Annotated in this window: 19 protein-coding genes; 8 read left to right on the top strand and 11 right to left on the bottom strand. The window is 71.5% G+C overall.

Annotated features, from left to right (window positions below; all coding sequences use genetic code 11):
* Nucleotides 1-54: 54 nt before the first annotated feature.
* Both WME79_RS05815 and WME79_RS05810 read right to left on the bottom strand, forming a co-directional pair.
* Nucleotides 55-1,749, bottom strand: a complete 1,695-nt coding sequence (locus WME79_RS05815) for a glycogen synthase (protein WP_437533013.1) — start codon at nt 1,747-1,749, stop codon at nt 55-57.
* 34 nt (nt 1,750-1,783) lie between these two features.
* On the bottom strand, nt 1,784-2,674 hold the full coding sequence (locus WME79_RS05810) for a helix-turn-helix transcriptional regulator (protein WP_437533010.1): 891 nt from the start codon (nt 2,672-2,674) through the stop codon (nt 1,784-1,786).
* 89 nt (nt 2,675-2,763) lie between these two features.
* Between WME79_RS05810 and boxC the strand changes: the two genes are divergently transcribed.
* Together boxC and boxB are read left to right on the top strand one after the other, a co-directional pair.
* Nucleotides 2,764-4,524: a 2,3-epoxybenzoyl-CoA dihydrolase gene (boxC, locus tag WME79_RS05805; RefSeq protein WP_437533007.1), complete on the top strand. Its 1,761-nt coding sequence runs from the start codon at nt 2,764-2,766 to the stop codon at nt 4,522-4,524.
* On the top strand, nt 4,521-5,963 hold the full coding sequence (gene boxB / locus WME79_RS05800; RefSeq protein ID WP_437533004.1) for a benzoyl-CoA 2,3-epoxidase subunit BoxB: 1,443 nt from the start codon (nt 4,521-4,523) through the stop codon (nt 5,961-5,963). The genes boxC and boxB overlap by 4 nt, the downstream gene beginning before the upstream one ends.
* Here boxB and WME79_RS05795 read toward each other — a convergent pair.
* Complete coding sequence (locus WME79_RS05795) at nt 5,960-6,457, bottom strand: hypothetical protein (RefSeq protein ID WP_437533002.1); 498 nt, start codon at nt 6,455-6,457, stop codon at nt 5,960-5,962. The two genes, boxB and WME79_RS05795, sit on opposite strands and share 4 nt — an antisense overlap.
* 25 nt (nt 6,458-6,482) lie before the next feature.
* On the opposite strand from WME79_RS05795, the gene WME79_RS05790 reads away from it, so the two are divergent.
* Both WME79_RS05790 and WME79_RS05785 read left to right on the top strand, forming a co-directional pair.
* Nucleotides 6,483-7,577 (top strand): AAA family ATPase, encoded by a 1,095-nt coding sequence (locus tag WME79_RS05790; RefSeq protein ID WP_437533000.1) that lies wholly within the window; start codon nt 6,483-6,485, stop codon nt 7,575-7,577.
* Nucleotides 7,577-8,209, top strand: coding sequence for a hypothetical protein (locus WME79_RS05785; protein WP_437539772.1), 633 nt, complete (start codon nt 7,577-7,579; stop codon nt 8,207-8,209). Before WME79_RS05790 ends, WME79_RS05785 begins: the two co-directional genes overlap by 1 nt.
* A 43-nt stretch (nt 8,210-8,252) precedes the next feature.
* Here WME79_RS05785 and WME79_RS05780 read toward each other — a convergent pair whose 3' ends face one another.
* From WME79_RS05780 to WME79_RS05765, 4 genes are all read right to left on the bottom strand, one after another.
* A complete protein-coding gene (locus WME79_RS05780; protein WP_437532998.1) occupies nt 8,253-9,317 on the bottom strand; it encodes a hypothetical protein in 1,065 nt (354 codons plus the stop codon).
* A gap of 73 nt (nt 9,318-9,390) precedes the next feature.
* The gene (locus WME79_RS05775; protein WP_437532995.1) at nt 9,391-9,939 is read right to left on the bottom strand and encodes a hypothetical protein; all 549 of its coding nucleotides are present in this window, start codon (nt 9,937-9,939) and stop codon (nt 9,391-9,393) included.
* A gap of 176 nt (nt 9,940-10,115) precedes the next feature.
* Nucleotides 10,116-12,782: a HEAT repeat domain-containing protein gene (locus WME79_RS05770; protein ID WP_437532993.1), complete on the bottom strand. Its 2,667-nt coding sequence runs from the start codon at nt 12,780-12,782 to the stop codon at nt 10,116-10,118.
* A 139-nt stretch (nt 12,783-12,921) separates the two neighbouring features.
* Nucleotides 12,922-14,022, bottom strand: a complete 1,101-nt coding sequence (locus WME79_RS05765) for a hypothetical protein (protein WP_437532990.1) — start codon at nt 14,020-14,022, stop codon at nt 12,922-12,924.
* A gap of 303 nt (nt 14,023-14,325) precedes the next feature.
* Here WME79_RS05765 and WME79_RS05760 point away from each other — a divergent pair, with 303 nt between their 5' ends.
* Together WME79_RS05760 and WME79_RS05755 are read left to right on the top strand one after the other, a co-directional pair.
* On the top strand, nt 14,326-15,240 hold the full coding sequence (locus WME79_RS05760) for a hypothetical protein (RefSeq protein WP_437532987.1): 915 nt from the start codon (nt 14,326-14,328) through the stop codon (nt 15,238-15,240).
* 153 nt (nt 15,241-15,393) lie between these two features.
* Complete coding sequence (locus WME79_RS05755; RefSeq protein ID WP_437532985.1) at nt 15,394-16,302, top strand: hypothetical protein; 909 nt, start codon at nt 15,394-15,396, stop codon at nt 16,300-16,302.
* 30 nt (nt 16,303-16,332) lie between these two features.
* On the opposite strand, the gene purS is transcribed toward WME79_RS05755, so the two are convergent.
* Together purS and WME79_RS05745 are read right to left on the bottom strand one after the other, a co-directional pair.
* A complete protein-coding gene (gene purS / locus WME79_RS05750; protein ID WP_437532982.1) occupies nt 16,333-16,581 on the bottom strand; it encodes a phosphoribosylformylglycinamidine synthase subunit PurS in 249 nt (82 codons plus the stop codon).
* 87 nt (nt 16,582-16,668) lie between these two features.
* Nucleotides 16,669-17,631, bottom strand: a complete 963-nt coding sequence (locus WME79_RS05745; protein WP_437532979.1) for a phosphoribosylaminoimidazolesuccinocarboxamide synthase — start codon at nt 17,629-17,631, stop codon at nt 16,669-16,671.
* A gap of 128 nt (nt 17,632-17,759) precedes the next feature.
* On the opposite strand from WME79_RS05745, the gene mdh reads away from it, so the two are divergent.
* Entirely contained in the window at nt 17,760-18,701 is a 942-nt protein-coding gene (mdh, locus tag WME79_RS05740; RefSeq protein ID WP_012233684.1) for a malate dehydrogenase, read from the top strand.
* 123 nt (nt 18,702-18,824) lie between these two features.
* Here mdh and WME79_RS05735 read toward each other — a convergent pair whose 3' ends face one another.
* A complete protein-coding gene (locus tag WME79_RS05735; protein WP_437532975.1) occupies nt 18,825-19,799 on the bottom strand; it encodes a hypothetical protein in 975 nt (324 codons plus the stop codon).
* 575 nt (nt 19,800-20,374) lie between these two features.
* On the opposite strand from WME79_RS05735, the gene WME79_RS05730 reads away from it, so the two are divergent.
* Nucleotides 20,375-20,848 (top strand): N-acetyltransferase family protein, encoded by a 474-nt coding sequence (locus WME79_RS05730; RefSeq protein ID WP_437532973.1) that lies wholly within the window; start codon nt 20,375-20,377, stop codon nt 20,846-20,848.
* A gap of 52 nt (nt 20,849-20,900) precedes the next feature.
* Here the strand turns inward: WME79_RS05730 and WME79_RS05725 are convergent, their stop codons facing one another.
* A complete protein-coding gene (locus tag WME79_RS05725; RefSeq protein ID WP_437532970.1) occupies nt 20,901-21,371 on the bottom strand; it encodes an NUDIX domain-containing protein in 471 nt (156 codons plus the stop codon).
* Nucleotides 21,372-21,398 lie beyond the last annotated feature (27 nt).

Below are 21,398 nucleotides of genomic sequence, written 5' to 3'. Positions count from 1 at the left end.
GGGAGGCGCGACCGTTCACGCGCCGATCGCGCCGCGCCTCCGCCGGAGGCGCGGTCAGAACGGGCGGCCGGTACGACGGGCGATCGCGAGGCGGTAGAGGGCCTCGTACTGCCGCGCCGCCTGCGCCCAGCCGAAGTTCTTCTTCATCGCCCGCAGCTGCATCGACCGGAAGTAAGCCGGGTCGGCGCGGTAGAGGTGCACCGCCCACGCGACGGTGTTCCCGAGCGCGCTCGACGACATCTCCTCGAATTTGAAGCCCGTGACGTTGTTCTCGACCGTATCGTCGAGGCCGCCGACGGCGCGCACGACCGGCAGCGTCCCGTAGCGCTGGCTGTACATCTGGTTCAGCCCGCAGGGCTCGTAGCGCGACGGCATCAGGAAGAGGTCGGCGCCCGCCTCGATGCGGTGGGCGAGCCCCTCGTTCATGCCGACGTAGACGCGGAAGCGGTCGCTGGCGCCGGAGATCCGCGAGAAGAGGTCCTCCGCCCAGCGCTCGCCGGAGCCCAGGACGATGAGCTGGACGTCGAGCGAGAGGATGTGGTCGAGCGCGCCCGCGAGGATGTCGATCCCCTTCTGGGTCGCCAGGCGGCTGATGAGTCCGAGGAGCGGGACGTCGGGGCGCTCCTCGAGCCCCATCTCTCGCTGGAGCGCCGCCTTGCAGAGGCGCTTGTTGCCAAGATCCTCGGCGGAGTACGGCGCCGCGATGTGGGGATCGGTCGCGGGGTTCCAGATGGAATCGTCGATGCCATTGAGGATCCCGATCACGTCGGTGCCGCGATCCCGCAGCACGCCGTCGAGCCCCTCGCCGCCCTCCCATGTCTGGATCTCCTGCGCGTACCTGGGGGAGACCGTGGAGACGAGCGTGGCGTTGTAGATGCCGCCCTTGAGCAGGTTGATGCTGTCGTACGCCTCCAGGCAGAACCTGTGGAACTGATCCCACCCGAGCCCGGTCGTGTGGAGCTGTCCCTTGTTGAACCAGCCCTGGTAGCCGAGGTTGTGGATCGTCAGCACGGACGCGGCGCGCGCGAGCGGCGACCGGTGCTCGAGCACGTTGAGGTAGAGCGGGACGAGCGCCGACTGCCAGTCGTGGACGTGGACGATGTCCGGCCAGAACTCGAGCGCGTGGCAGAGCTGCAGCGCGCCGCGCGACAGGAGCGCGTAGCGGGCGAGGTTGTCGCCGAACTCTCCATGCGCGTCGCCGTAGATGCCGTCGCGATCGTAGAGGACGTCGTGCTCGAGCAGGTACACGCGGGGCGCAGGTGCGCCGGGCGCCCCGGGATCGAGGCGCGTCTCCCAGACGGCGGTCCACGCCTCGCCGCCGCCGAGCGGCACGCCGAGCGAGATCGGCAGCCGGTGTGGCACGAAGCGCTCCGCCGGAGGCTCGCCGTCGCCGCCTTGGGCCGCGCCGGCCGACGGGGCGACATCGGCCACCGGAGCGGCGTCGGCCACCGGGGCGGCATCGGCCGCCGGGGCGGCGTCAGACGCTGAGGCGGCGAGCCCATTGCCGGCGGCCGCCGCGGCGACGGCCGGCGCGGCGACGGCCTCGCTGCCCGCGGGATGCTGCTCGGCGAGCGCGATCTGGCGGGCGAGGTAGCGCTTGGCGGCACGGTACGCCGGCATCACGACGCGCACGTCGTGGCCGGCCGCGGCGAGCGCGATCGGCAGCGCGCCCGCCACGTCGGCTAGACCACCTGTCTTGCTGAAGGGGACGCACTCGGACACCACGAAGAGAATTTTGAGGCGCGGCATGGACATGGGTGAGGAGGGGGAGCGCGCCCCCGACTCAAGGCGAGCGCGTCGCGTTCCTTCTACCAGCTTCACGCGCGATCTTGACCACGCGATCGACAGAGCGCGCTAGACCGAGCGCCGACGTGTCCACCGCGAAGTCGGCCTGCTCATAGAGCGCGCGCCGCGCCTGGAAGAGCGCCCTGAGCTCCTTCATGGCGTCGGCCCGGTTGGCCATGGGGCGCGCGTCCCCCTGCTCGACCACGCGGCGCCAGTGGTCCTCGGGCGTCGCCCGCAGCCACACCGTCACCGCGCAGCGCCTCAGTCGCTCGAAGGTCGCCGGATCGGTCACCAGGCCGCCGCCCGTGGCCACGATCCCGTGGGCGCGCGCGCCTTCGAGCCGCGCGAGCTCCTCGCGCTCCAGCCGCCGATAGTAGGCATTTCCGTGGATCTCGAACAGGGCGGCGAGGCTCATCCCTGCGCGCGCGGCCACGATGCCGTCGAGCTCGAGGAAAGGTACGCCGAGCCGCGCCGCGGCGCGGCCGCCGATCGTGGTCTTGCCGGCCCCGCGCAGGCCGAGCAGCGCGACGAGGGGCACGCCCGCCCCTCCCCCCGCCTCGCCGGCCGACCGGCCGCGCGGCGGCGCCTCCTCGCCGAGCTCGCCCGCCGAGAGCAGCGCGGCGGCCGAGGTGCCCAGCGCGCGGCCGATGTCCTCGAGCCGCACCACGGAAACGTTCGCCCGCCCGCTCTCGAGCAGCACCAGGAACCGCTCGCTCACGCCGGCGAGCTCGGCGAGCTCGCGCAAGGTGAGCGCGAGCTCCGTCCGCCGCTGCCGGAGCCGACCGCCGAGGTGCCCGAGGATCGGCGGCGCGCCGTCCGCGGCGCTCACCGCGCCGGCCTCCGGCCCCTGGCCTGCGCGCGCCCTGCGCGATGTCTGACGGGACGCCATCTCGTCGATGCACTATATTTCATGAAAGCCGGTCCAACAAGAACTATACTGCTTGACTGGACCCCGGCGCGGTGGTGGGCTCGTCGGGTATGGAAGCGACCACCTCTCCTCCTTCCGCGGCGCCGGCGCCGCAGACCAGGGCCCGGGAAGACGGCTCGTCCGGCGAGGACGCGCCCCTCCGCTTCGAGACGGAGCCAGGCCGTTACAGGCACTGGAAGCTCTCGTTCGAGGGGGCGATCGCGCGCGTGGCGATGGACGTCGACGAGGACGCGGCGGCGCGGCCCGGCTACCAGCTGAAGCTCAACAGCTACGACATCGCGGTCGACATCGAGCTCGCCGACATCGTGCAGCGGCTGCGCTTCGAGCACCCCGAGGTGAAGGCGGTCGTCGTGACGAGCGCGCAGCCGCGGATCTTCTGCGCGGGCGCGAACATCTACATGCTCGGGTCGTCGACGCACGCGTTCAAGGTCAATTTCTGCAAGTTCACGAACGAGACGCGCCTCGCGCTCGAGGAGGCGTGCTCCGAGAGCGGGCAGCGCTACCTCGCGGCGCTGAACGGCGTCGCCTCGGGCGGCGGCTACGAGCTCGCGCTCGCGTGCGAGGAGATCTTCCTCGCCGACGACGGGAGCAGCGCCGTCTCGTTCCCGGAGACGCCGCTGCTCGCCGTGCTCCCGGGGACCGGGGGGCTCACGCGGCTCGTGGACAAGCGCAAGGTGCGGCGCGATCTCGCGGACGTGTTCTCGACGCTGGCCGAGGGGGTGCGCGGCAAACGCGCGGAGCAGTGGGGCCTCGTCGATCGATCGATCCCGAAGAGCCGCTTCGAGCAGGCGGTGGCCCAGCGCGCCGCCGAGCTCGCGGCGGCGACGCCGGACAGGGCGGGGCCCGGGGTGAGGCTCTCGCCGCTCGAGGCGCGGCGCGCCACGGCGGGCGACGTGTCGACCTGCGACTACCGCCACGTGTCGATGAAGGTCGACCGCGCCGCGAGGACCGCAGAGATCCGCGTGCTCGGGCCGGACGGCGAAGGGAGCGAGGTGCCGACCGACGCCGCAGGGATGCGCCGGGCGGGCGCGGACCTGTGGGCGCTCCGCGCGTTCCGCGAGCTCGACGACGCGCTGCTCGACCTCCGCTTCAACCACCCGACGGTGGGCCTCGTGCTCCTGAGGACGTCCGGCTCTCCCGTCGCGGTGCGGGCCGCGGACGAGGCGCTGTGGGCGAGCCGCGACGACTGGTTCGTGAAGGAGGTGCTGCTCCACATGCGGCGCGTGCTCAAGCGGCTCGACCTCACGGCGCGCAGCGTGTTCGCGCTGATCGAGCCAGGCTCCTGCTTCGCGGGGAGCCTGTTCGAGCTCGCTCTCGCGGCGGACCGCTCCTACATGCTGGACGGCGGAGGGGACGAGGGGCAGGAAGCGTCGCCCGCGTCGCCCGCGTCGATCGCGCTGAGCTCGCTGAACTTCGGTCCGCTCGTCATGTCGAACGGCCTGACGCGGCTCGCGTCGCGCTTCCTCGGCACGCCGGAGCGCGTGGCCGCGCTGAAGGAGAAGACGGGCCTCCTGTCCGCCGAGGAGGCGCTGGAGGAGGGCCTCTGCACCTTCGCGCCGGACGCGATGGACTGGGACGACGAGGTGCGGCTCGCGATCGAGGAGCGGGTGAGCCTGTCGCCCGACGCGCTCACCGGGATGGAGGCGAGCCTGCGCTTCTGCGGGCCGGAGACGATGGAGACGAAGATCTTTTCGCGGCTGTCGGCCTGGCAGAACTGGATCTTCCAGCGCCCCAACGCGGTGGGCCAGCGGGGCGCGCTGACGGTGTACGGGCGGCCGGAGCGCCCTGAATTCGACTGGAGGCGGACATGAGCGCGGTCGTCAACTCAGAGAGGATCCCGAACAACGTCGACCTCGCGTCGGACAGGAAGCTGCAGCGCGCCCTCGAGGCGTGGCAGCCGAAGTTCCTGGACTGGTGGCGGGAGACGGGGCCCGAGGGCTTCCAGGCGGATGACATCTACCTGCGCACGGCGATCAGCGTCGATCACGAGGGCTGGGCGCATTTCGACTACGTGAAGATGCCGGAGTACCGCTGGGGCATCTTCCTCGCCGATCGGGTGGCAGACCGGACGATCGGCTTCGGCGACCACCTGGGCGAGGCGGCGTGGCAAGAGGTGCCGGGGGAGCTCCGGAACATGCTGCGGCGGCTGGTGGTGACGCAGGGAGACACGGAGCCCGCGAGCGTGGAGCAGCAGCGGTTGCTCGGCCAGAGCTGCCCGAGCGTCTACGACCTGCGGAACCTGTTCCAGGTGAACGTCGAGGAGGGGCGGCACCTCTGGGCGATGGTGTACCTCCTGCACAGCCACTTCGGCCGCGACGGCCGGGAGGAGGCGGAGGCGCTCCTGGAGCGGCGCAGCGGCGACCCGGACAAGCCGCGGATCCTGGGCGCCTTCAACGAGCCGTGCACGAACTGGCTCTCGTTCTTCATGTTCACCTACTTCACGGATCGCGACGGCAAGTACCAGCTGCTCGCGCTCGCGGAGAGCGGCTTCGATCCGCTGTCGCGCACGACACGGTTCATGCTGACCGAGGAGGCGCACCACATGTTCGTCGGCGAGACGGGCCTGCTCCGCATCGTCGAGCGCACGTGCGAGCTGATGAAGCGCAACGCGAACGAGGACGCGCGCGCCGAGGGCGGCATCGATCTGCCGACGGTGCAGAAGTACCTGAACCTCTGGTACTCGCTGTCGCTGGACCTCTTCGGCGGGGAGATCTCGTCGAACGCGGCGTCGTTCTTCGCCTCGAGCGTGAAGGGCCGCGCGAAGGAGGCGTCGTACGACGACCACCGGGCGCTCGACGGCATGTACGTGTTCGACGTGCCTCAAGCGCCCGCCGCCGGGGGCGGCGCGGTGACCGGCTGGCGGCGCGAGGAGGTGCCGCTCAGGAACGCGATGAACGAGGTGCTGCGCGACGAGTACGTGGCCGACTCGCAGCGCGGGATCGACAAGATGAACCGGGTGATCGAGGCGTCGGGCGTGTCGTTCCGGCTGAGCCTGCCGAGCCGGCGCTTCCACCGGAGCTCGGGGATCTACGCGGGGCTTCACTTCGACGTCGACGGCAACCCGCTCTCGAAGGAGGAGTGGGAGCGCCGGCGCGACGCGTGGCTGCCGACCGCGAGCGACGAGGCCTACGTGCGGAGCCTGATGGAGAGGCCGGTCTTCGATCCGAAGCAGATGGCGAACTGGATCGCGGCGCCGACGAAGGGGCTCAAGGGCAAGCCCGTCGACTTCGAGTACGTGCGGCGCAGCTAGGGCGCGCCCGCGTCGGGCGAAGGCGCGCCCGCGTCAGGGGGAGGCGCGCCCCCGCCTGCGGGCGCCTTCTTCGGGGGGTCGCCGTGCTCGGTGGCGAGCTTCTTCACGAGCCCGTCGAGGAGCACCTGCTCGTGGTACTGCGGCATCGCCGGGAGCTGCACGGCGACGTGCACCCCGGCGCGGCCGTCCACGACCTCGATCGACCCCTGCGTCACCCTGCCGCCGCTCTCCGGGCTCCGGTACTCGAAGAGCAGGTAACCATTGGAGACGTCCTTCTCGACGATCTTGAAGCCGAGATCGACGCGCACGAGGCGCAGCGCCGTGCCGAAGGTCTGCTCGAAGGTGTAAGGCGACTCATAGGCGACGCTGGCGCTGGCGTGCCGCTCGCCGAGGCCGCTGGCCACGGGGACGGCGAGCGCGACGAGGACGACGAGCGCGATCGACGGGAGGCGGCGCATGACCGCGGCGTAGAGGGGCTGGCGAGGACGGGCCAAGTTCCTTGCTACCGAACGAGCGGCTATGCTGGCGTCGACCTCGATGGACCGACCCTACGTCGAGCAGCTCCGCATCCAGGGCTACGGCTGCGTTCAGGACGCGACCCTGGAGCTGACGCCGCTGCATGCGCTCATCGGGCCCAACGACAGCGGCAAGAGCACGGTGCTGCGGGCGCTCCGCACGCTCTCCTCCGTCCTCGAGCGGGCGCTCGGAGCGCCGTCGCTGGACACGCTCGGGCGCGCCGGCCCCACGAGCAAGGCCCCCGACGGCGCCGTGTTCGAGGTGTCGGCGGCGAGCACGACGTGGCGCGTGGAGCTCGACGCCGGGGGCCGGATCCGGTCCATGTCGTTCCCCAGGGACCTCGAGCCCCCTTCCCTGCTCGACGACGCAGACGGGGACGACGACGCGGGCGGCGGGCCCAGCCCCGAACGCCCTGCCCTGGACATCGTCCAGGCGCTGCGCGGGGCCCAGATGCTCCGCCTCGATCCCGACGCGCTGAGGGCCCCGCACCCGCTCATCCCCGACGGGCACCCGCTCTGCTTCGCCGACGAGCGCGGCACGGGCCTGTCGGCTGTCTACGACGCCGTCATCGGCCGCGACCTGTCGGCGTACGTCGAGCTGAACGAGGAGCTCACCCGCCTGTTCCCCAGCGTGAAGAGCCTCCACCTCGCCAACCCGAGCTCCACGACGAAGGCCATCGGCGTGAAGCTCGAGGGCGGCGCCGTGGTGCCGGCGTCGCTGATGAGCGAGGGCATGCTCTACTACCTCGCCTTCGCGGCGCTGCCGCACCTCGATCCGACGCCCCTGCTCCTCGTCGAGGAGCCCGAGCACGGGCTGCACCCCGCGCGCATCGCCGACGTGATGCGCGCGCTGCGCCTCGTCTCCGAGAAGACCCAGGTCCTCCTCGCGACGCACAGCCCGCTCGTGGTGAACGAGCTGCAGCCGGAGGAGGTCACGGTCGTCACCCGCGCGGGCGAGCGGGGGATGAGGGCCACGCGCATCTTGGACACGCCGGGCTTCGAGGATCGGGCGAGGGTGTACGCGCTGGGGGAGCTCTGGCTGAGCTACGCCAACGGCGGTGACGAGGCGCCGCTCCTCGGAGGAGGGCAGCGGCCGTGATGAAGGCGCCCGAGCGGATCCGGGTCTTCCTTGTCGGCGAGGGCGAGAGCGAGCTAGGCAGCCGCGCCGGGGCGCCCGCCTACCAGTCGGACAAGCACCCCGGCGTGCTCTTCACGCTGCTCTCCCGTGTCCAGCCGAGCGGATGGGTCGTCGGCGGCGCCCGCGAGTGGAAGAGCATCCGGAAGTACCAGGCGCGCGGCGCGGCCCACGAGGACACGCACCACGTGCTGGGCGCGGCGCTCGACGCGCAGGAGGCGGGGTGCGAGATCCTCGCGTTCGCCCGCGACATCGACCGCGATCCGGCGCGCCGCGAGGCGATCGCGGAGGGCATCCGGCGCGTCTCGTCGGCCCTGTCCTCGCCGCCTGACGTGATCGGCGGCGTGGCAGCGCCGGCGCTTGGAGGCTGGATCCTCGCGTTGCTCGGCGAGAAGGCGACCGAGGAGATGTCGCCCCTCAGGGCGCAGGCGATGCTCGCGGCGAAGGGCATGATGCCAGGCGACGGCGCCGCCATGGTGCGCGTGGCGGAGGACGCCGACCTCGACGCGGTCCCCCCGGACGCCACGTCGCTCGGCGAGTGGCTCGCGCGCGCGCGCGCCGTGCTGCCGCGGCGGGCCGGCCGCGGCGTGAGGTGAGCGCTGACGCCCTCACGATGGAAGAGCCACGGGTAGGAAGTGGCTACCCCAGAAGTCGAAGCGTGCGAGCTGCTTCGGCAGCGACCCTTGCGCGTTGGTCCTTCACGAACGTCTCGATGAGAGGTCGATCCTGTTCGCGGCCGAACTCTGACAGTACCGCGAGGGCGCCGATGAGCTGCGCGGTTTGTCTGGCGGAGCTCGTGAGAATCGAGAGTGCATGGTCGCGTTGGTCGACGCTCCTATGGAGCTTGCGGAGGTAGCGCCGAGCGTAGAAGCGTACATTGGCGTTGCCGTCAAGGCATGCGGCTTCAATGCGGTCAGCGTCTGCGCGCCGACGATACTCACGCAATGCCAGCAACCGGAGCGACGGGCTGCGATTGTCCGCGAGCAACCGAAGTAGAGGCTCCAGCTCATGTTGTGGAACGACGGAGAGCGCGGTCCGTCCTGCCCATAGTCGGACGGGAGGGCTCGCGTCTTCGAGGGCTTGAGCGAGGCGCGGAGTGAGCTCGTTCGGAAACAAACGAGCGAGGTGAGTGAACGCGCTCAGGCGCAAGTACTGGTCGGGCGAACGGGTCGCGAGGTCGAGCTCGGCGACGGCCAGGTCCGGGAAGCGGGACATGAAGCCATCGACGTCTTCCAGAACACTGGAGCGCGCGCCCCGGGGGGTTTTAATGACCATGTCGATGAGCGGGAGGCACCAAACCACGTGCTGGACGCTCGAGGTTGCCAGCTGAGAGGCCCAGGCATCGCGCGCCTGTTCAGCGACCTGGGGAACGGGGTCGACGATCCGGTTCGCGACGCCAGCCAGCGAGATGGCCTCCACTCGCACGGCGAGCGCGGAGACGGCGCGCTGACGCAGGTAGCCGTCGCGCTGCATGGCGAGACAAACCAAGAGCGGGGTGGTCAGCCTGGAGATATCGACGGGGAGCAGCGAAGCGAATTCGGTGAGGTTGAGACCGACCCTGGCGTAGGCTTCACGACTGCGCAGGATTCGGTCGAAGTAGCGAAAGGCGCGCGCCCCGTCCCGCTCGAGGCAAGCCCGCAGGGTCGGGGAGTGCGAGGCGTCGTCCAGAAGCGCGTCTCGAACCAGCTTGTGAAGGTTGAGCATGCGTTTCGCTGGCCAATGAAGGAGAGTGGAGAGCGAGGGGCATCGCTGGAGTCTGCAGACGCCCTGCCGGCCTTCAATTCTCAGGGTTATCGATCCTGGGCAATGGCTGCCAGTGCGGCGCGTCTGCCATCGCCTGATTGTACTCCTTGCGCCAGGGTTGTCCCAAGAGTTGCTCCCAGGCGTGCCTCAACGCTGCTGGCTCATATTGCTCCAGCGTGGCTCCGAGATCGATCAGGAATCTACGATTGCCCTTGGCCTTGACCACGAGCTCCATCGCCAGTTGACCGGAAATGCACAACTCCGCGAGAGCCCCATAGCTGATGTTTGCGAACTCGGCGACGGCCACGTCGTGCAGGTTGCGAGCAGGTGCGCCGCTGCTCGCGGCGACCCGTCCGGCAGCGGCTTTCGGGCTGCTCTCGCTGGCAAGGATGACTGGGTCACCGAGCCATGCTCCGCGGAATGAGGATGGGACGTCCTCGAAGCAGTCCGAGATCAGCAATTTCAGCGCGTGTAGGCAGTGCTCGCCGCGCAGAACCCCGGAGAACCTCGCGGCCTCGCCAAACCTGGCCGGATCGAGGTATTCGCGTTTCGCCGGATTCACGATGAGAAAGCACGTGCTCACGTCACATCCCTCCGCGGCTCAACGAACATTCGATCGCCCACCCGATCTCATGAGGGCAAGTTCCGCCTGGCGTGCGGAGCATGGTCCACGCCGAATCCCGTTCAGCGGAGCTGAGCCGCGCTCCGGAGGGTAGCCACTCCACGGCGCGGGCGGCGCGCGGAGGCCGGCCTGCGGCCTCAGCGGCGGCGGCACTGCGGCGCCGCGGAGAGCGCTGCCCTCGCCGCCTCGCGCAGGCCGTGCGGCGTGTCCTTGTCGAGGAGCGGCTTGAGGCGCGCAGGCAGATCCGCCGGGTGCACCGACCCGAGCGCCGCGAGCGCCGCCGAGCCAAGCCGCTGATCGTGCTCGCCGATCGGCGCCTTCGCCCGGAGCGCAAGCCGCGTCCACAGGTCGACCGAGCTCGCGTCGCACATCGCCCCGAGCGCGAGGATCGCCCGCGCGCGCACCTCGACGTCCTCCTCCTTGTCCTCCGCCCGGTCGCGCACAGCCTCGATGTGCGCGGTCGCGCGGTGCGCGCCGAGGCCGTCGAGCGCGTGCCGGCGCACCTCGGGGGAGCTGTCGGCGAGCGCCCCGACGAGCGCCCGGTCGCCCGCCGCCGTCGCCGGCATCGCGCCGATCGCGAGCGCAGCGCCGCCGCGGATGAACGTCCACGGGTCCGAGGTGAGCCGCGCCGCGAGCGCCTCGGACGCGCCAGCAGGCAGCTTCGCGCCAGCAGAGGCCGCGCGCGCGAGCGCCACGATCGCCGCCTCGCGCACGCGCGCGTCCGGATCGGAGGCCGCCGCGAGCAGGTCCGGCGCGAGCGACGGCACGTCCGCCGCGACCTCGGCCGCGCGGAGGCGCACGTGCGCGTCCGCGTCCTTCCGGAGCGACGCCCGGAGGTACGCCTCCGCCGGGGCCTCGCCCGCGCGCGCGAGCGCCGCGGCCGGCGCTTGCAGCAGGTAACGCCGCTCGAAGGGCGCGCCGCCCGCCGAAGCGAGCGCCTGGAACGCCGCTCCGCCGCCCTTCACCCGCCCGAGCGCCGGCCCGAGCGCGCGCAGCAGGTCGAGCTGCGCGTCCTCCGGCCGGGCGCGGAGCCGCTCGAGCTGCACCTCTTCCTCGACCACGGAGGCGGCCCGCTCGCTCCGCGCCGCCAGCGCGAGCGCAGCCCGGAGCTCCCTCCGCGCCGCGCCGCGCGCCCCGGCGAGGGCGTCGAGCAGCGCCGAGATCGCCTCGGCCGGCGCGATGAGCGCGAGCTCCCGGGCCGCCACCACCCTGGCCGCGGCCGCGCCCGCCTTCACGATCTCCGCGAGCGCCGGCGCGGCCGCGCGCCCGCAACGGCGGATGCGATCGCGCGCGTGGTGGAGCTCAGGATCGACCTCGGACGGCGCAGCGCGAGGGGCGCGCCCCGGCGCGGTCGACGCCAACCCGGACGCGCGCCCCGCGGATGCCGCGCCGGGCGCGGGCTGCGCCGCCGAGGCCGCGCCGGACGCCAGCCGCGCGGTGAGGAACGGGATCTGCACCGCGCATGGCGCCGTGTCGATCACCCCCCGGGCGAGCTGCTTGCCCGCGGTGTCGAGCCTGTCATAGCCGGCGATCGCCGCCTCGACCGCCTCCGGTCCGCCGCGCGCGAGCAGCGCCGCCGCCGCCCTGGATCGCTCGCCGCCGCCCGCGAGCGCGCCCACGAGCGCCGCAGGGCCCTGCCCGTCGAACGCCGTGCGCGCCGTGACCTCGGCGATCGTGACGCGCACCTCCGGAGCGGAGGGCGCGCCACGGCCCCCGGCCCCCGCCGGGGCGTACGCGTCGTCGAGCACGACGGCGATGCACGAGGCCTTGATCTCCTCGGGGAGCTTCACCTCGTAGCCGGCAGACTCCTTGAGCCACGCGTCCTCGGGCAGGCTCACCTGGAAGAGCCGGTCGGGCGTCGCCACGAAGAGCGTGCGCGGCGCGGCGCCGCCCTCGACGCCGCCTTCCGGCTTGATGCGCAGGCCGAGGCCCGTGATCCCGACCTCGTCCGCCGACGAGAACGAGACGAACTCGCCCCGGCCCACGCCCGCCTTGCCCTCGGACCACGCGGTCTTCGGGTCGCCGTCGGCGATCTCCGCGAAGCGCTTGCCGACCGCGCTCGACGCGGCGGTCGGGCGCAGCAGCCGGAAGGTGGCCGCCGCCGCGTCGGCGTCGCGGCGCTCGGCGACCACCTTGCCTGCGCCGCGCCGCTCCTCCGCCGAGAGGTTCTGGAAGCTGACCCCCTTCAGGAGCGTCATGGTCCGGGGATCGACCTCGCTCGCGCCGACCAGCGCCGGCCGCCCGCAGAGGGTCACGTCGTCTCGCAGCTGCCCGACGAGCACACGGCTGCCGCTGCCGAGCGGCTCCACGACCACGGCGTCGCTCCGCCCCTCACCGTGCTCCCCGGTCGCGACGCCGGTCCAGCCGCTCCAGAGCACGAGCGGCTCCGTCCCCTTCCCTGCGAGCGGCGCCGCGAGCAGCATCACCCAGCTGCCGCTCGCGCCTTCCGGCGCGCCAGCACCCGCCGGCTTTCCCCCGGCCGGCGCCTCGATCTTGGCGAGGCGCTTGCCGTCGGCCAGGGTGACCGGCACGACGCGCGCGCCACCGAGCAGCGGCGCCACCTCGGACGGCACGGCGAGGACCTTGCCGCCGTCGGGCGCGCACGCCGCCGCAGCTGGACAGGCGCGGGCAGTGATCCCGCCCGGATCGATGCGGACAGCGAGCGCCTGCTGGCCCGCCGCGTGAGGGAGCACCACGGGCGCGACCTGCGCGGCGGCGTTGCCACCGACGGCCGCGGAGGCTGCGATCACCCCGGCCGCGGCGCCAAGGCGAGGCCGCCGGAAACGAAACGGCGATCTGGACATGCGCGCCATCCTAATCGCCCGGCGCCGCGAAACCCCTCGAGAGTTGACGCCTCGAGCACAGCGCCGCTCCCACCCGGACCGGCGCTGCGGCGCGTCGTCCGGGCGGGCCCGCCGCGCACAGCGGGCCCGCGCGCCCTCGCTACTTCGGCGTCTCCGAGGCGGGGATCCAGAAGCCGCCCTCGTCCGGCGGCGTCATCCCGAGCGCCTTCGGGAGCACGTTGGTCCAGCCCGCCACCGTCTCGAGCAGGTAGATCTCCGCGCCGGCCTCGATCTCGCCGATCGGCTTCTCCTTCTCGTCGCGCCGCGCGCGGACCGGGATCGCCCTCGTCGCCTTCACGATCGGCGGCGCCTTGTCGAGCGCCAGCTGCGCGCCGGCCACCGCGGTCGTCGGCGGGATGTACTGGTCCATCATCTCGCCCTTCTTCAGCGGCTCGAGATCCTTGAGGCGCGCCCAGGCGTCGATCGTGAGGTCGCCCCGCGACATCAGGTGAACGAAGCCGGACTTCGCCTCGGTGCTCCAGAAGAGCTGGGCCGTCCCCTCCAGCATCCTCAGCGTGAAGATCACGTCGCCGTCCGGGCGATCGGAGAGCTCGATCGTCGACGTCTTCATCAGGTACCCGCGGGCGCTGCCGGGGATCTCCATCTTCATGGGGACGCCGCGCTGCAGCGCGAAGGCGTCGCAGGGGGCCGAGGCCTTCGCTGTCTGCCTCTCGGTCCCGGAGATCGAGAGCTCCGCGCGCAGCGAGTCGCCTGTGGCCGCGACGAGCTTCACCTTCTGCGCGCTCGAGATCCAGACGTGCCCGGCGATGACCGGGATATCGCGCGTCGTGAACACCGCGACGTCCGAGGGCGCGATGTAGCCGTCGATCCGCAGCGCAGGCGAGCTGTCCGACGTGCTCAGCCGCGCGCGGCCCGCCACCGGATCCGCCGGGATCGCGCTCAGCGTCATCGGGACCAGCGCGCCGGTGAAGCTCGCGACCGTCCTGCCGCCGCTCGGCGCGTCATGCAGCCGCGTGCCCTTGGGCACCGGTGCCGTCCCCTTCAGCTTGCACGTCGGCCCCGACACCGCCTGCCCGACCGTCGCGGTCGCCTGCGCGGCCGCCCCCGTCACCTGCGCGGCCGACACCACCACCTGGGCGGGCTCTGCCTTCGCCTCGGAGACGGCCGGCGTGCCCGGGAGCCCCGCGCAGAGCACCCCCCCAAGAGCCAGAAGACCGAGTCCCAGAACGTCGCTTCTCATCCACTTCCTCCGACACAGGCCGGCGGCCCCGCTCGCGCGGCGAGCCCGAGCGCGGTCCCCACCTGTCGAGTCTCCCTGGAACCGCCGGCCTGCTCTGCGCGGCGGCGCACTGCAGGGCCGCCCGGCGCGCCGAGCTGCCCCTGCCGTTGGTCGGATCATCCTAGCGGAACATTCAGGCCTCGCCCGAGAAAGGTCCTCCACCGCAGCGCTTCGACCGTTTCGGGTGTATGGAGCAGGGCGCCCGACGCGGCACGCGCCGGGTCGCCCGGCTGGACGGTACCTGCCTCCCCGGGAAGCCACGCCATGCACGGATTCGATCTCGCCTTCGCCTCCCCCCGCAAGCTCCCCCGCGCCCGCGATCTGCGCGGCAACGTCGCCGTTCTCGACATCGCCTTCGCCTCGGAAGCGGGGGGCAAGAGCTTCGAGACGGTGACGCTCCCGTTCATCCAGGAGCTCGGGCCGCGGCTCGCCGCCTGGGTCGACCACCACGACAGCGCCCACCACGCGCGCTTCGCCGGCGACCCCCGCTTCGTCCTGTCGACCAAGGCCGAGCACGGCGCCTGCCCCGAGATGATCACGCCGGAGCTCGTCGCCCGCGCCGGGCGCGTCGACACCCTCGTCTGCCACGTCGACTTCGACGGCCTCGCCAGCGGCTCGAAGTGGATGCGCGGCGGCGTCGAGCCCTACCCCGGCTGCGACGACGACGCCCGCGCCATCGACACCCGCATCGGCGTCCCGGGCCCGGTCGCCACCCGCATGGACCGCGCGCTCCGCGCCCGCCCGCGCGATCAGGCCCTCTTCGGCCTCATCGTCCGGCACCTCGCGTCAGGCCTCTCCGACCCGTCGCTCTGGACCCCCATCGACCAGGCCGGCGCCGAGCTCGCCACCATGGAAGCCGAGACCCGCCGGATCGCGCTCCGCTACGAGCGCGTCGAGCCGGGCCTCGTCCTCGTCGACGCGTCCCAGCGGGGCGGGGCCTACGACAAGACCCTGCTCCTCCTCATCGGGCAGGAGCGCGCGCCCATCTCGGTCGTCGTCGACAACGACAGCATCACCTTCGCCGCCCGGTTCGACAGCGGGGTGAACTTCCTCGAGACCTTCAAGATCTCCGGGGGGATGCCGACCCGCATCTCCCTCCAGCGCTCCCGGCTCCAGGAGGCGCTCGTGGCCCTCGGGGTCAAGCCGACCGACGCCAGCCGGCTCGCCGCGCCCTCCTGAGCCCCTCCTCACCGCGATCCCGCCGACATCGTTGACGCTGTGGGCCTCGGCTGCTACGGGGCATTTCAGATCTGCAATTTGCAATTCTGCAATGAACATCTGATCTGAGGCGTCACGTCTGCGCCGAGCGCGAGGGGTATGGCAGCGACAAACTTGTCTTCGACGGCGAGCAGCGGTGTCGACGAGCTCCTGTTCCGGAACGACTCCGTCTCGCTCTGTCTCCTGGTCAATCGACGGCATCGGACGCTCCGCATCGTCGACTTCCGCGCGGGGCCTACGCCGTCCAAGCGGAGCTTCGTCCTGTCGACCGCCAAGCGCGAGGGGGTCGAGAAGATCTTCACGCTGGTCGAGCGCGACGAGGTGCCGACGTGGACCCGCCTCGGGTTCACGCGGGAGGGGTCGATCCCCGGCTTCTACAAGCGCAGCGACGCCTGGATCCTCGGGGCGGTCGTGTCCGAGATGACGTCGCGGCTGCGCACGAGCGGCGACGGCGAGGAGGGCGGCGAGGGCGACGACGTCTCGGCCTCTCCGGCGGTCCTGCTCGCGGAGCGCACGATCGCCCGCGCGAGGCGGCTGCTCCGGGAGGCCGAGGGGCGGCCGCTGCCCACGATCAAGATCGCGCCCGCGAGCGGCGTCGAGCTGCGGCGCGCGGCCGCGGCCGCGCAGCGGGCAGGGCGGGCGCTGACGGGCTTCGAGCCGTTCGGGCGCGACGCGGTGCGGACGGGCTACGTGCTGTCCGCGCGGGGCGGCTTCACGCTGCACGCCGCGTGGGAGATGCAGTCGTGCTTCGGCAACTCGTTCCTGGAGATCCTGAGCTCGCCGCGCCACGAGTCGGAGCGGCTCGCCACGACGGCCGCCATCGGCGCGCTCTGCGAGCGCCTCGTCGAGGAGAAGGCCGTGAGCACGTTCACCTTCGCCCCCGCGGACGACCAGGAGCTGTGCGCCGCCCTCCTCGCGAACGGCTTCCGCCGCTCCGCCGTGCTGGCGCGGCACCTCGTCGTCGGCCGCGCCCGCAAGGACGCCATCCTCTGGGCGAAGAAACTCGTCGCGCCCGAGGCCTGAGCCGCCGGCCCCGCGGGGCCGGGGCGAGGGCTACGGCGCGATCGTGACCTCGTAGTCCTCGATGACGGTGTTGGCGAGCATCTCGTCCGCCATCTTCTTCAGCCGCTGCTCGAGGTCGGGCGCGCTGCCGAGCGAGGGGTCGAGCTCTATCTCGATCAGCTTGCCCACGCGCACGCCCTTCACGCCGGGGAACCCGAGCGAGGTGAGGGCGCGCTTCACGGCGTCGCCCTGCGGATCGAGGACCTCTTTCTTCAGTCGGACGTTGACGACGGCTTTCACTGGCTTTGCTCCACGCGCTCTTCGCGCGACGCGATGGCGGTGCGCACCTGCGCCCCGCGACGATTCATGGGCGCGGCCGCGCCCGCCTCACACCCCCAGGTTGCGCGGGATGCGCACCGCCGGGTCCTCGAGGTCGGGGACGAACGCCGCCCCGGTGATCCGCTCGAACGCCTCGATGTAGCGGCGGGACGCCTCGATCCGGACCTCGTCCGGGATCGAGGGGATCGGCCCGTCGCCCTGGAAGCCGCGCGCGGCGAGCCAGCGGCGCACGTATTCCTTGTCGAACGACTCCGGGTCCTCGCCGGCCGCGAAGCGCTCGCCGTAGGACGAGGCGAACCAGAAGCGGGACGAGTCGGGGGTGTGGATCTCGTCGATGACAACGATGTTCCCGTCCCGGTCCTTGCCGAACTCGTACTTGGTGTCGACAAGGATGAGCCCCTGCTCCGCGCACGCGCGGGCGCCGTGCTCGAAGAGCGCGAGGGCCATCTCGGCGGCGGCGTCGAAGTCGCGCGGCGCGATCGTGCCGAGGGCGAGGATCTCCTCGCGCGAGGCGGAGAGGTCGTGTCCGCCCTTCGGCGCCTTGGTGCTCGGCGTCAGGATGGGCCGCGGCAGGCGCTCGTTCTTGCGGAGGCCGTCGGGGAGCCGGTGGCCGCAGAAGACGCGCTCGCCGCGCGCGTAGTGCGTCCAGATGCTGGTCGAGGTCACGCCCGTCACGTAGGCGCGCACCACCATCTCGACCGGCAGGGGCACACACTCGATCGCCTCGAGGACGTTCGGGTCAGGCTGGGAGATCATGTGGTTCGGCGCGACGCTCCGCGTGCGCTCGAACCAGAAGGCGGACAGCCGGTTCAGCACCTGGCCCTTCAGCGGCAGCGTGCCGAGCACGCGATCGAAGGCGCTGATGCGGTCGGTGACGACGAGCAGGCGGCGGCCGTCCGGCGTCGTGTAGCAGTCCCGCACCTTGCCCTCATAGCGGGCGAAGGGGCCCGCGAGCGAGGTGCGTTCGAGCACCCTGCCGAGCGCGGTGCGCAGATCGTCCTCGGTGACCATGGGGCGCGGCTTACCCGGGCTCGCGGGCCGAGTCGACAGGTTTCGGAGGCGCCGGCCGAGTTCCCTCCCCTGCGCCCGCCCTGGAGCCCCGTTGGTCTCCGGCCGGGGGGGTGGTAATAGGGCCGCCCATGGCAAACCGAAGAAAGATCGCCCTTATCGGCGCCGGCAACATCGGCGGGGAGCTCGCGGCCCTCATCGCGCGCAAGGAGCTCGGGGACGTCGTGCTGTTCGACATCCCCCAGAAGACGGACTTCGCGAAAGGCAAGGCGCTCGACCTCGAGCAGAACGGCGCCGTGCTGGGCTACGACGCTTCGATCAAGGGCACCTCGAGCTGGGCCGACTGCGCAGGGGCCGACGTCCTCATCGTCACGGCCGGCATCCCGCGCAAGCCGGGCCAGAGCCGTGACGACCTGGTCGCGACGAACCTGCCGATCATCCGCAGCGTGGCCGACGGCGCGAAGGAGCACTGCCCCAACGCGCTGGTGATCGTCATCTCGAACCCGATCGACGCGATGGTCTACGAGTTCAAGCGCCGCACCGGCTTCCCGCGCGAGCGCGTGCTCGGCATGGCTGGCGTGCTCGACAGCGCGCGCTTCCAGCTGTTCCTCGCGCGCGAGGCGAACGTCTCCGTGAAGGACGTGCGCGCGATGGTCCTCGGCGGCCACGGCGACGACATGGTGCCCATCCCGTCGGCGTGCACGATCAACGGCGTGCGCGCGACCGAGCTCATCAGCAAGGAGAAGCTCGACGCGCTCATCGCGAGGACCCGCAAGGGCGGCGGCGAGATCGTCCAGCTCATGGGGACGAGCGCCTACTACGCGCCCGCCTCGAGCGCCGTCGCGATGGCCGAGAGCTACCTGCTCGACCAGAAGCGGCTGCTCCCCGTCGCGGCCTACCTGGACGGCGAGTATGGCTACAAGGACATCTTCATGGGCGTGCCGGTCATCCTCGGCGGCAAGGGCATCGAGAAGATCGTCGAGCTGCCGCTGACCGCAGAAGAGAAGGAGATGCTCGCGAAGAGCGCGAAGAGCGTGCAGGGCATCACCGACGTGGTGAAGGCCTCGAGCTAGCGCCGGTCGCGCGGCGCGCCGCGCGTCACGAAGAGAACGCGCGCAAGAAGCGCAACGCGCGCAAGAAGCGGGAGGGAGAGGAGAGAGCGAAGGGCTCTCCCTCTCCCTCGGCGCTTCAGCGGTTCACATGGCACCGCCGTAGAGGCCATCCAGCACGGCCGTCAGCTCGCGCCGAGAATCGCGGGCGAGCTCGCCGGGGCTCGCGTCGCCCGCCGGCATCTCGTTGGCCGCGTCGCCGTCCCCTGCAGCGATGTCGCTGATGCGCTGGCAGATCAGGTTCATCATCTGCCAGCCCTCGGTGAGCGCGCCCCGCAGCGGGCCGAGGTCCAGGCCGGGGAAGCCCTTCAGAAGGCTGTGCCCGAGCTTGAAGTGCTCGGCGTCCACCTCGGCGTGCGTCGCGAAGTAGTCCGAGTCGGGGAAGATCTGCTGGGCCGCCGTGAGGAGGACGTCGGCGCAGCGCTCGATGACGAAGTGGACGAGGACCGTCCGCTCCTCGGTGGACGCCGAGCCCATCCGCTCGATGAACCAGGACGACGCCGCGGCGATGCCGCGGTCCCAGGACGGCGAGCTCCGCGGGTCGTGCATCCTGGACAGCCTCCGGTTGTGCCCGACCTCGTCGGCGAGGTGGCGCTCGGCGATCGCGATGGCCCCGGGGTGCGACTCGAAGACGACCCTGGCGCACAGGACCTTCTGGAACGCGTTCGACCAGATCTGGAGCGCGCCGAGCATCCGCCGCTTCACGTCGTCCCGGAGGGCGCGCTCGGACCGGATGAGCTGCATCAAGGGGCTGCCCGCGAACTCCCGCGCATGGACCTCGTTCTCCTCGACGAGGAGATCCACGGGGGACACGACGCGATCCGGGGACGCCTCGTCGGCGCCTTCCTCCCGCCCGAGCGCCGCGCACAGACACGGCGTGTCCCAGCGAGGCTCGCTTTCGTCGAATTCCTCGACATGGATGGATATCGCGGAGAGCCCGTCCGGCGCGCCGCCCACGAGCCCCTGCAGCCCGCCGGAAGGGACCATCACGACATCTCCCGCCTGGACGCTGCATGGTGAGTCCCCGATGACCTCGCCTGAGCCTTCGGTGACGACGATCATGCCTTTGCCGAGGAGTGCACGAGGCCTGAGCGGCTGACCTTGGAGGAGGCGTACCCATTTCAAGGAGAGGTGGCAAGCTTCGGGCAGGTAAGCCGAGAGCTCCGAATGTTTCCGGATATCCTTGAATAGCCCCAGCAGGGTGCGCTCATCCGCCTTGAGAGATTCGATCGCAAGGATGTCGGCTGTATTGACTACGCGCATCTACACGGTCCTCCGGGTCGACATGGGAGTGTCGACTCTGCACGGCTTGATCGCTTGTGTCTAGATCACACTCGAACATGAAGGCGAATCCTACGGGCCTAAAAAGGAAGAACTCCCGCAGTTCTTTTCATTCACGCTTCCCGCTCCCTGCGCCTCTGCTTCTCAGCATCTCTGCTTTCCTGCTCGTCTGGTTCTCTGCTCCTCTGCTTCCCTGCCCCTTTGCTTCCGTGCTTCCGTGCTTCTCTCCTTCCCTTGCTTCCCTGCTGAAGTGCTCGCCCGCCGTGGAGGCGCCTGTGGTCGGCGGGGTGCGCGGCTAACGCGGGCGGACGACGCACGAACCCCGGGCCCGCCATGCGTTGTGGCAGGATGCGTGCATGAGCCAGCCGCAGCTCGTACCCGCCATCCGCCGCGCCGCCGAGGCAGACCTGCCGGTGATCGTCCATCTGTTCTCGATCCCGGACGAGGGCAACGCGAAGACGGACCACCCCGGCCCGCCGCTCGATCCGCGCTACCGCGAGGCGCTCGCCGCCATCGCGGAAGATCCGAACAACGCGCTGCTCGTCGCGGAGGTCGAGGGGCGCGTCGCCGGCGCGTTCCACCTGACCATCATCCAGTACGTGGCGAACCGCGGAGCACGGGTGGCGCAGATCGAGAACGTCATCGTGGACCCGAGCCTGCGCGGCCGCGGGATCGGCGAGGCGATGATGCGATGGGCCATCGACGAGGCGCGGCGGCGGGGGTGTTTCCGGGTGCAGCTCACCTCGAACAAGGCGCGGCTGCGCGCGCACCGCTTCTACGAGCGGCTCGGCTTCGTGGCGAGCCACGAAGGGATGAAGCTGAAGCTGTAGACACGAGCAGCCGCGCGGCCAGCAGGATCGCCACCGCGCGAGGGGCGCCGCCTCAGCGGCCGCTCACCAGGAGCGGCTCCCCCTCGGCCCCGATCAGCGACAGCGGGAAGACCTGCGCTCCGGCCAGCACGTCGCGGCAATAGAGCTCCACGTCGGGGCCGCGCAGCGGCAAGGCCGCGAGCTCCTCCAGCGTGACCCAGCGCGCCTCGAGCGAGTGCTCGTCCGGCTGGCTCTTCGGGGGCGTGGCGTCCCGAGGGCGCGCGAGGAAGATCACCCGGAAGCGCGCCTGCCAGGGGCCCGGGCTGTGCTCGATGCGCAGGATGCCCTCCAGCTCCACCGGGACGCCGCTCTCCTCCAGCGCCTCGCGCCGCGCCGCTTCCGCGAACGTCTCCCCGGGCTCGACGCGGCCCGCCGGCAGATACCAGCGCTGGTCGTGCTTGCGCTCGTGCACGAGGAGGAACCGGTTCCGGTGCCTCACCAGCACCACAGCGATGCACCAGGTCGGGATGGCCGTGCGCGACATGATCGAACCTGCGACAGCTTATCCGGG

The sequence above is a fragment of the Sorangium sp. So ce726 genome, assembly GCF_051521405.1.
Classification (GTDB): Bacteria; Myxococcota_A; Polyangia; order Polyangiales; family Polyangiaceae; genus Sorangium.
Note: the sequence above shows the minus strand (reverse complement) of the source record. Positions and strands in the feature narration are given on the sequence as shown.

Bases quoted from the DNA above. Each gene is read 5' to 3' on its own strand.
- boxB (WP_437533004.1), top strand. From the start codon at position 4,521: ATGAGCGCGGTCGTCAACTCAGAGAGGATCCCGAACAACGTCGACCTC.
- WME79_RS05810 (WP_437533010.1), bottom strand. From the start codon at position 2,674: ATGGCGTCCCGTCAGACATCGCGCAGGGCGCGCGCAGGCCAGGGGCCG.
- WME79_RS05815 (WP_437533013.1), bottom strand. From the start codon at position 1,749: ATGCCGCGCCTCAAAATTCTCTTCGTGGTGTCCGAGTGCGTCCCCTTC.
- WME79_RS05735 (WP_437532975.1), bottom strand. From the start codon at position 19,799: ATGATCGTCGTCACCGAAGGCTCAGGCGAGGTCATCGGGGACTCACCA.
- WME79_RS05765 (WP_437532990.1), bottom strand. From the start codon at position 14,022: ATGAGAAGCGACGTTCTGGGACTCGGTCTTCTGGCTCTTGGGGGGGTG.
- WME79_RS05760 (WP_437532987.1), top strand. From the start codon at position 14,326: ATGCACGGATTCGATCTCGCCTTCGCCTCCCCCCGCAAGCTCCCCCGC.
- WME79_RS05725 (WP_437532970.1), bottom strand. From the start codon at position 21,371: ATGTCGCGCACGGCCATCCCGACCTGGTGCATCGCTGTGGTGCTGGTG.
- mdh (WP_012233684.1), top strand. From the start codon at position 17,760: ATGGCAAACCGAAGAAAGATCGCCCTTATCGGCGCCGGCAACATCGGC.
- WME79_RS05745 (WP_437532979.1), bottom strand. From the start codon at position 17,631: ATGGTCACCGAGGACGATCTGCGCACCGCGCTCGGCAGGGTGCTCGAA.
- boxC (WP_437533007.1), top strand. From the start codon at position 2,764: ATGGAAGCGACCACCTCTCCTCCTTCCGCGGCGCCGGCGCCGCAGACC.
- WME79_RS05790 (WP_437533000.1), top strand. From the start codon at position 6,483: ATGCTGGCGTCGACCTCGATGGACCGACCCTACGTCGAGCAGCTCCGC.
- WME79_RS05770 (WP_437532993.1), bottom strand. From the start codon at position 12,782: ATGTCCAGATCGCCGTTTCGTTTCCGGCGGCCTCGCCTTGGCGCCGCG.
- WME79_RS05780 (WP_437532998.1), bottom strand. From the start codon at position 9,317: ATGCTCAACCTTCACAAGCTGGTTCGAGACGCGCTTCTGGACGACGCC.
- WME79_RS05730 (WP_437532973.1), top strand. From the start codon at position 20,375: ATGAGCCAGCCGCAGCTCGTACCCGCCATCCGCCGCGCCGCCGAGGCA.
- WME79_RS05785 (WP_437539772.1), top strand. From the start codon at position 7,577: ATGAAGGCGCCCGAGCGGATCCGGGTCTTCCTTGTCGGCGAGGGCGAG.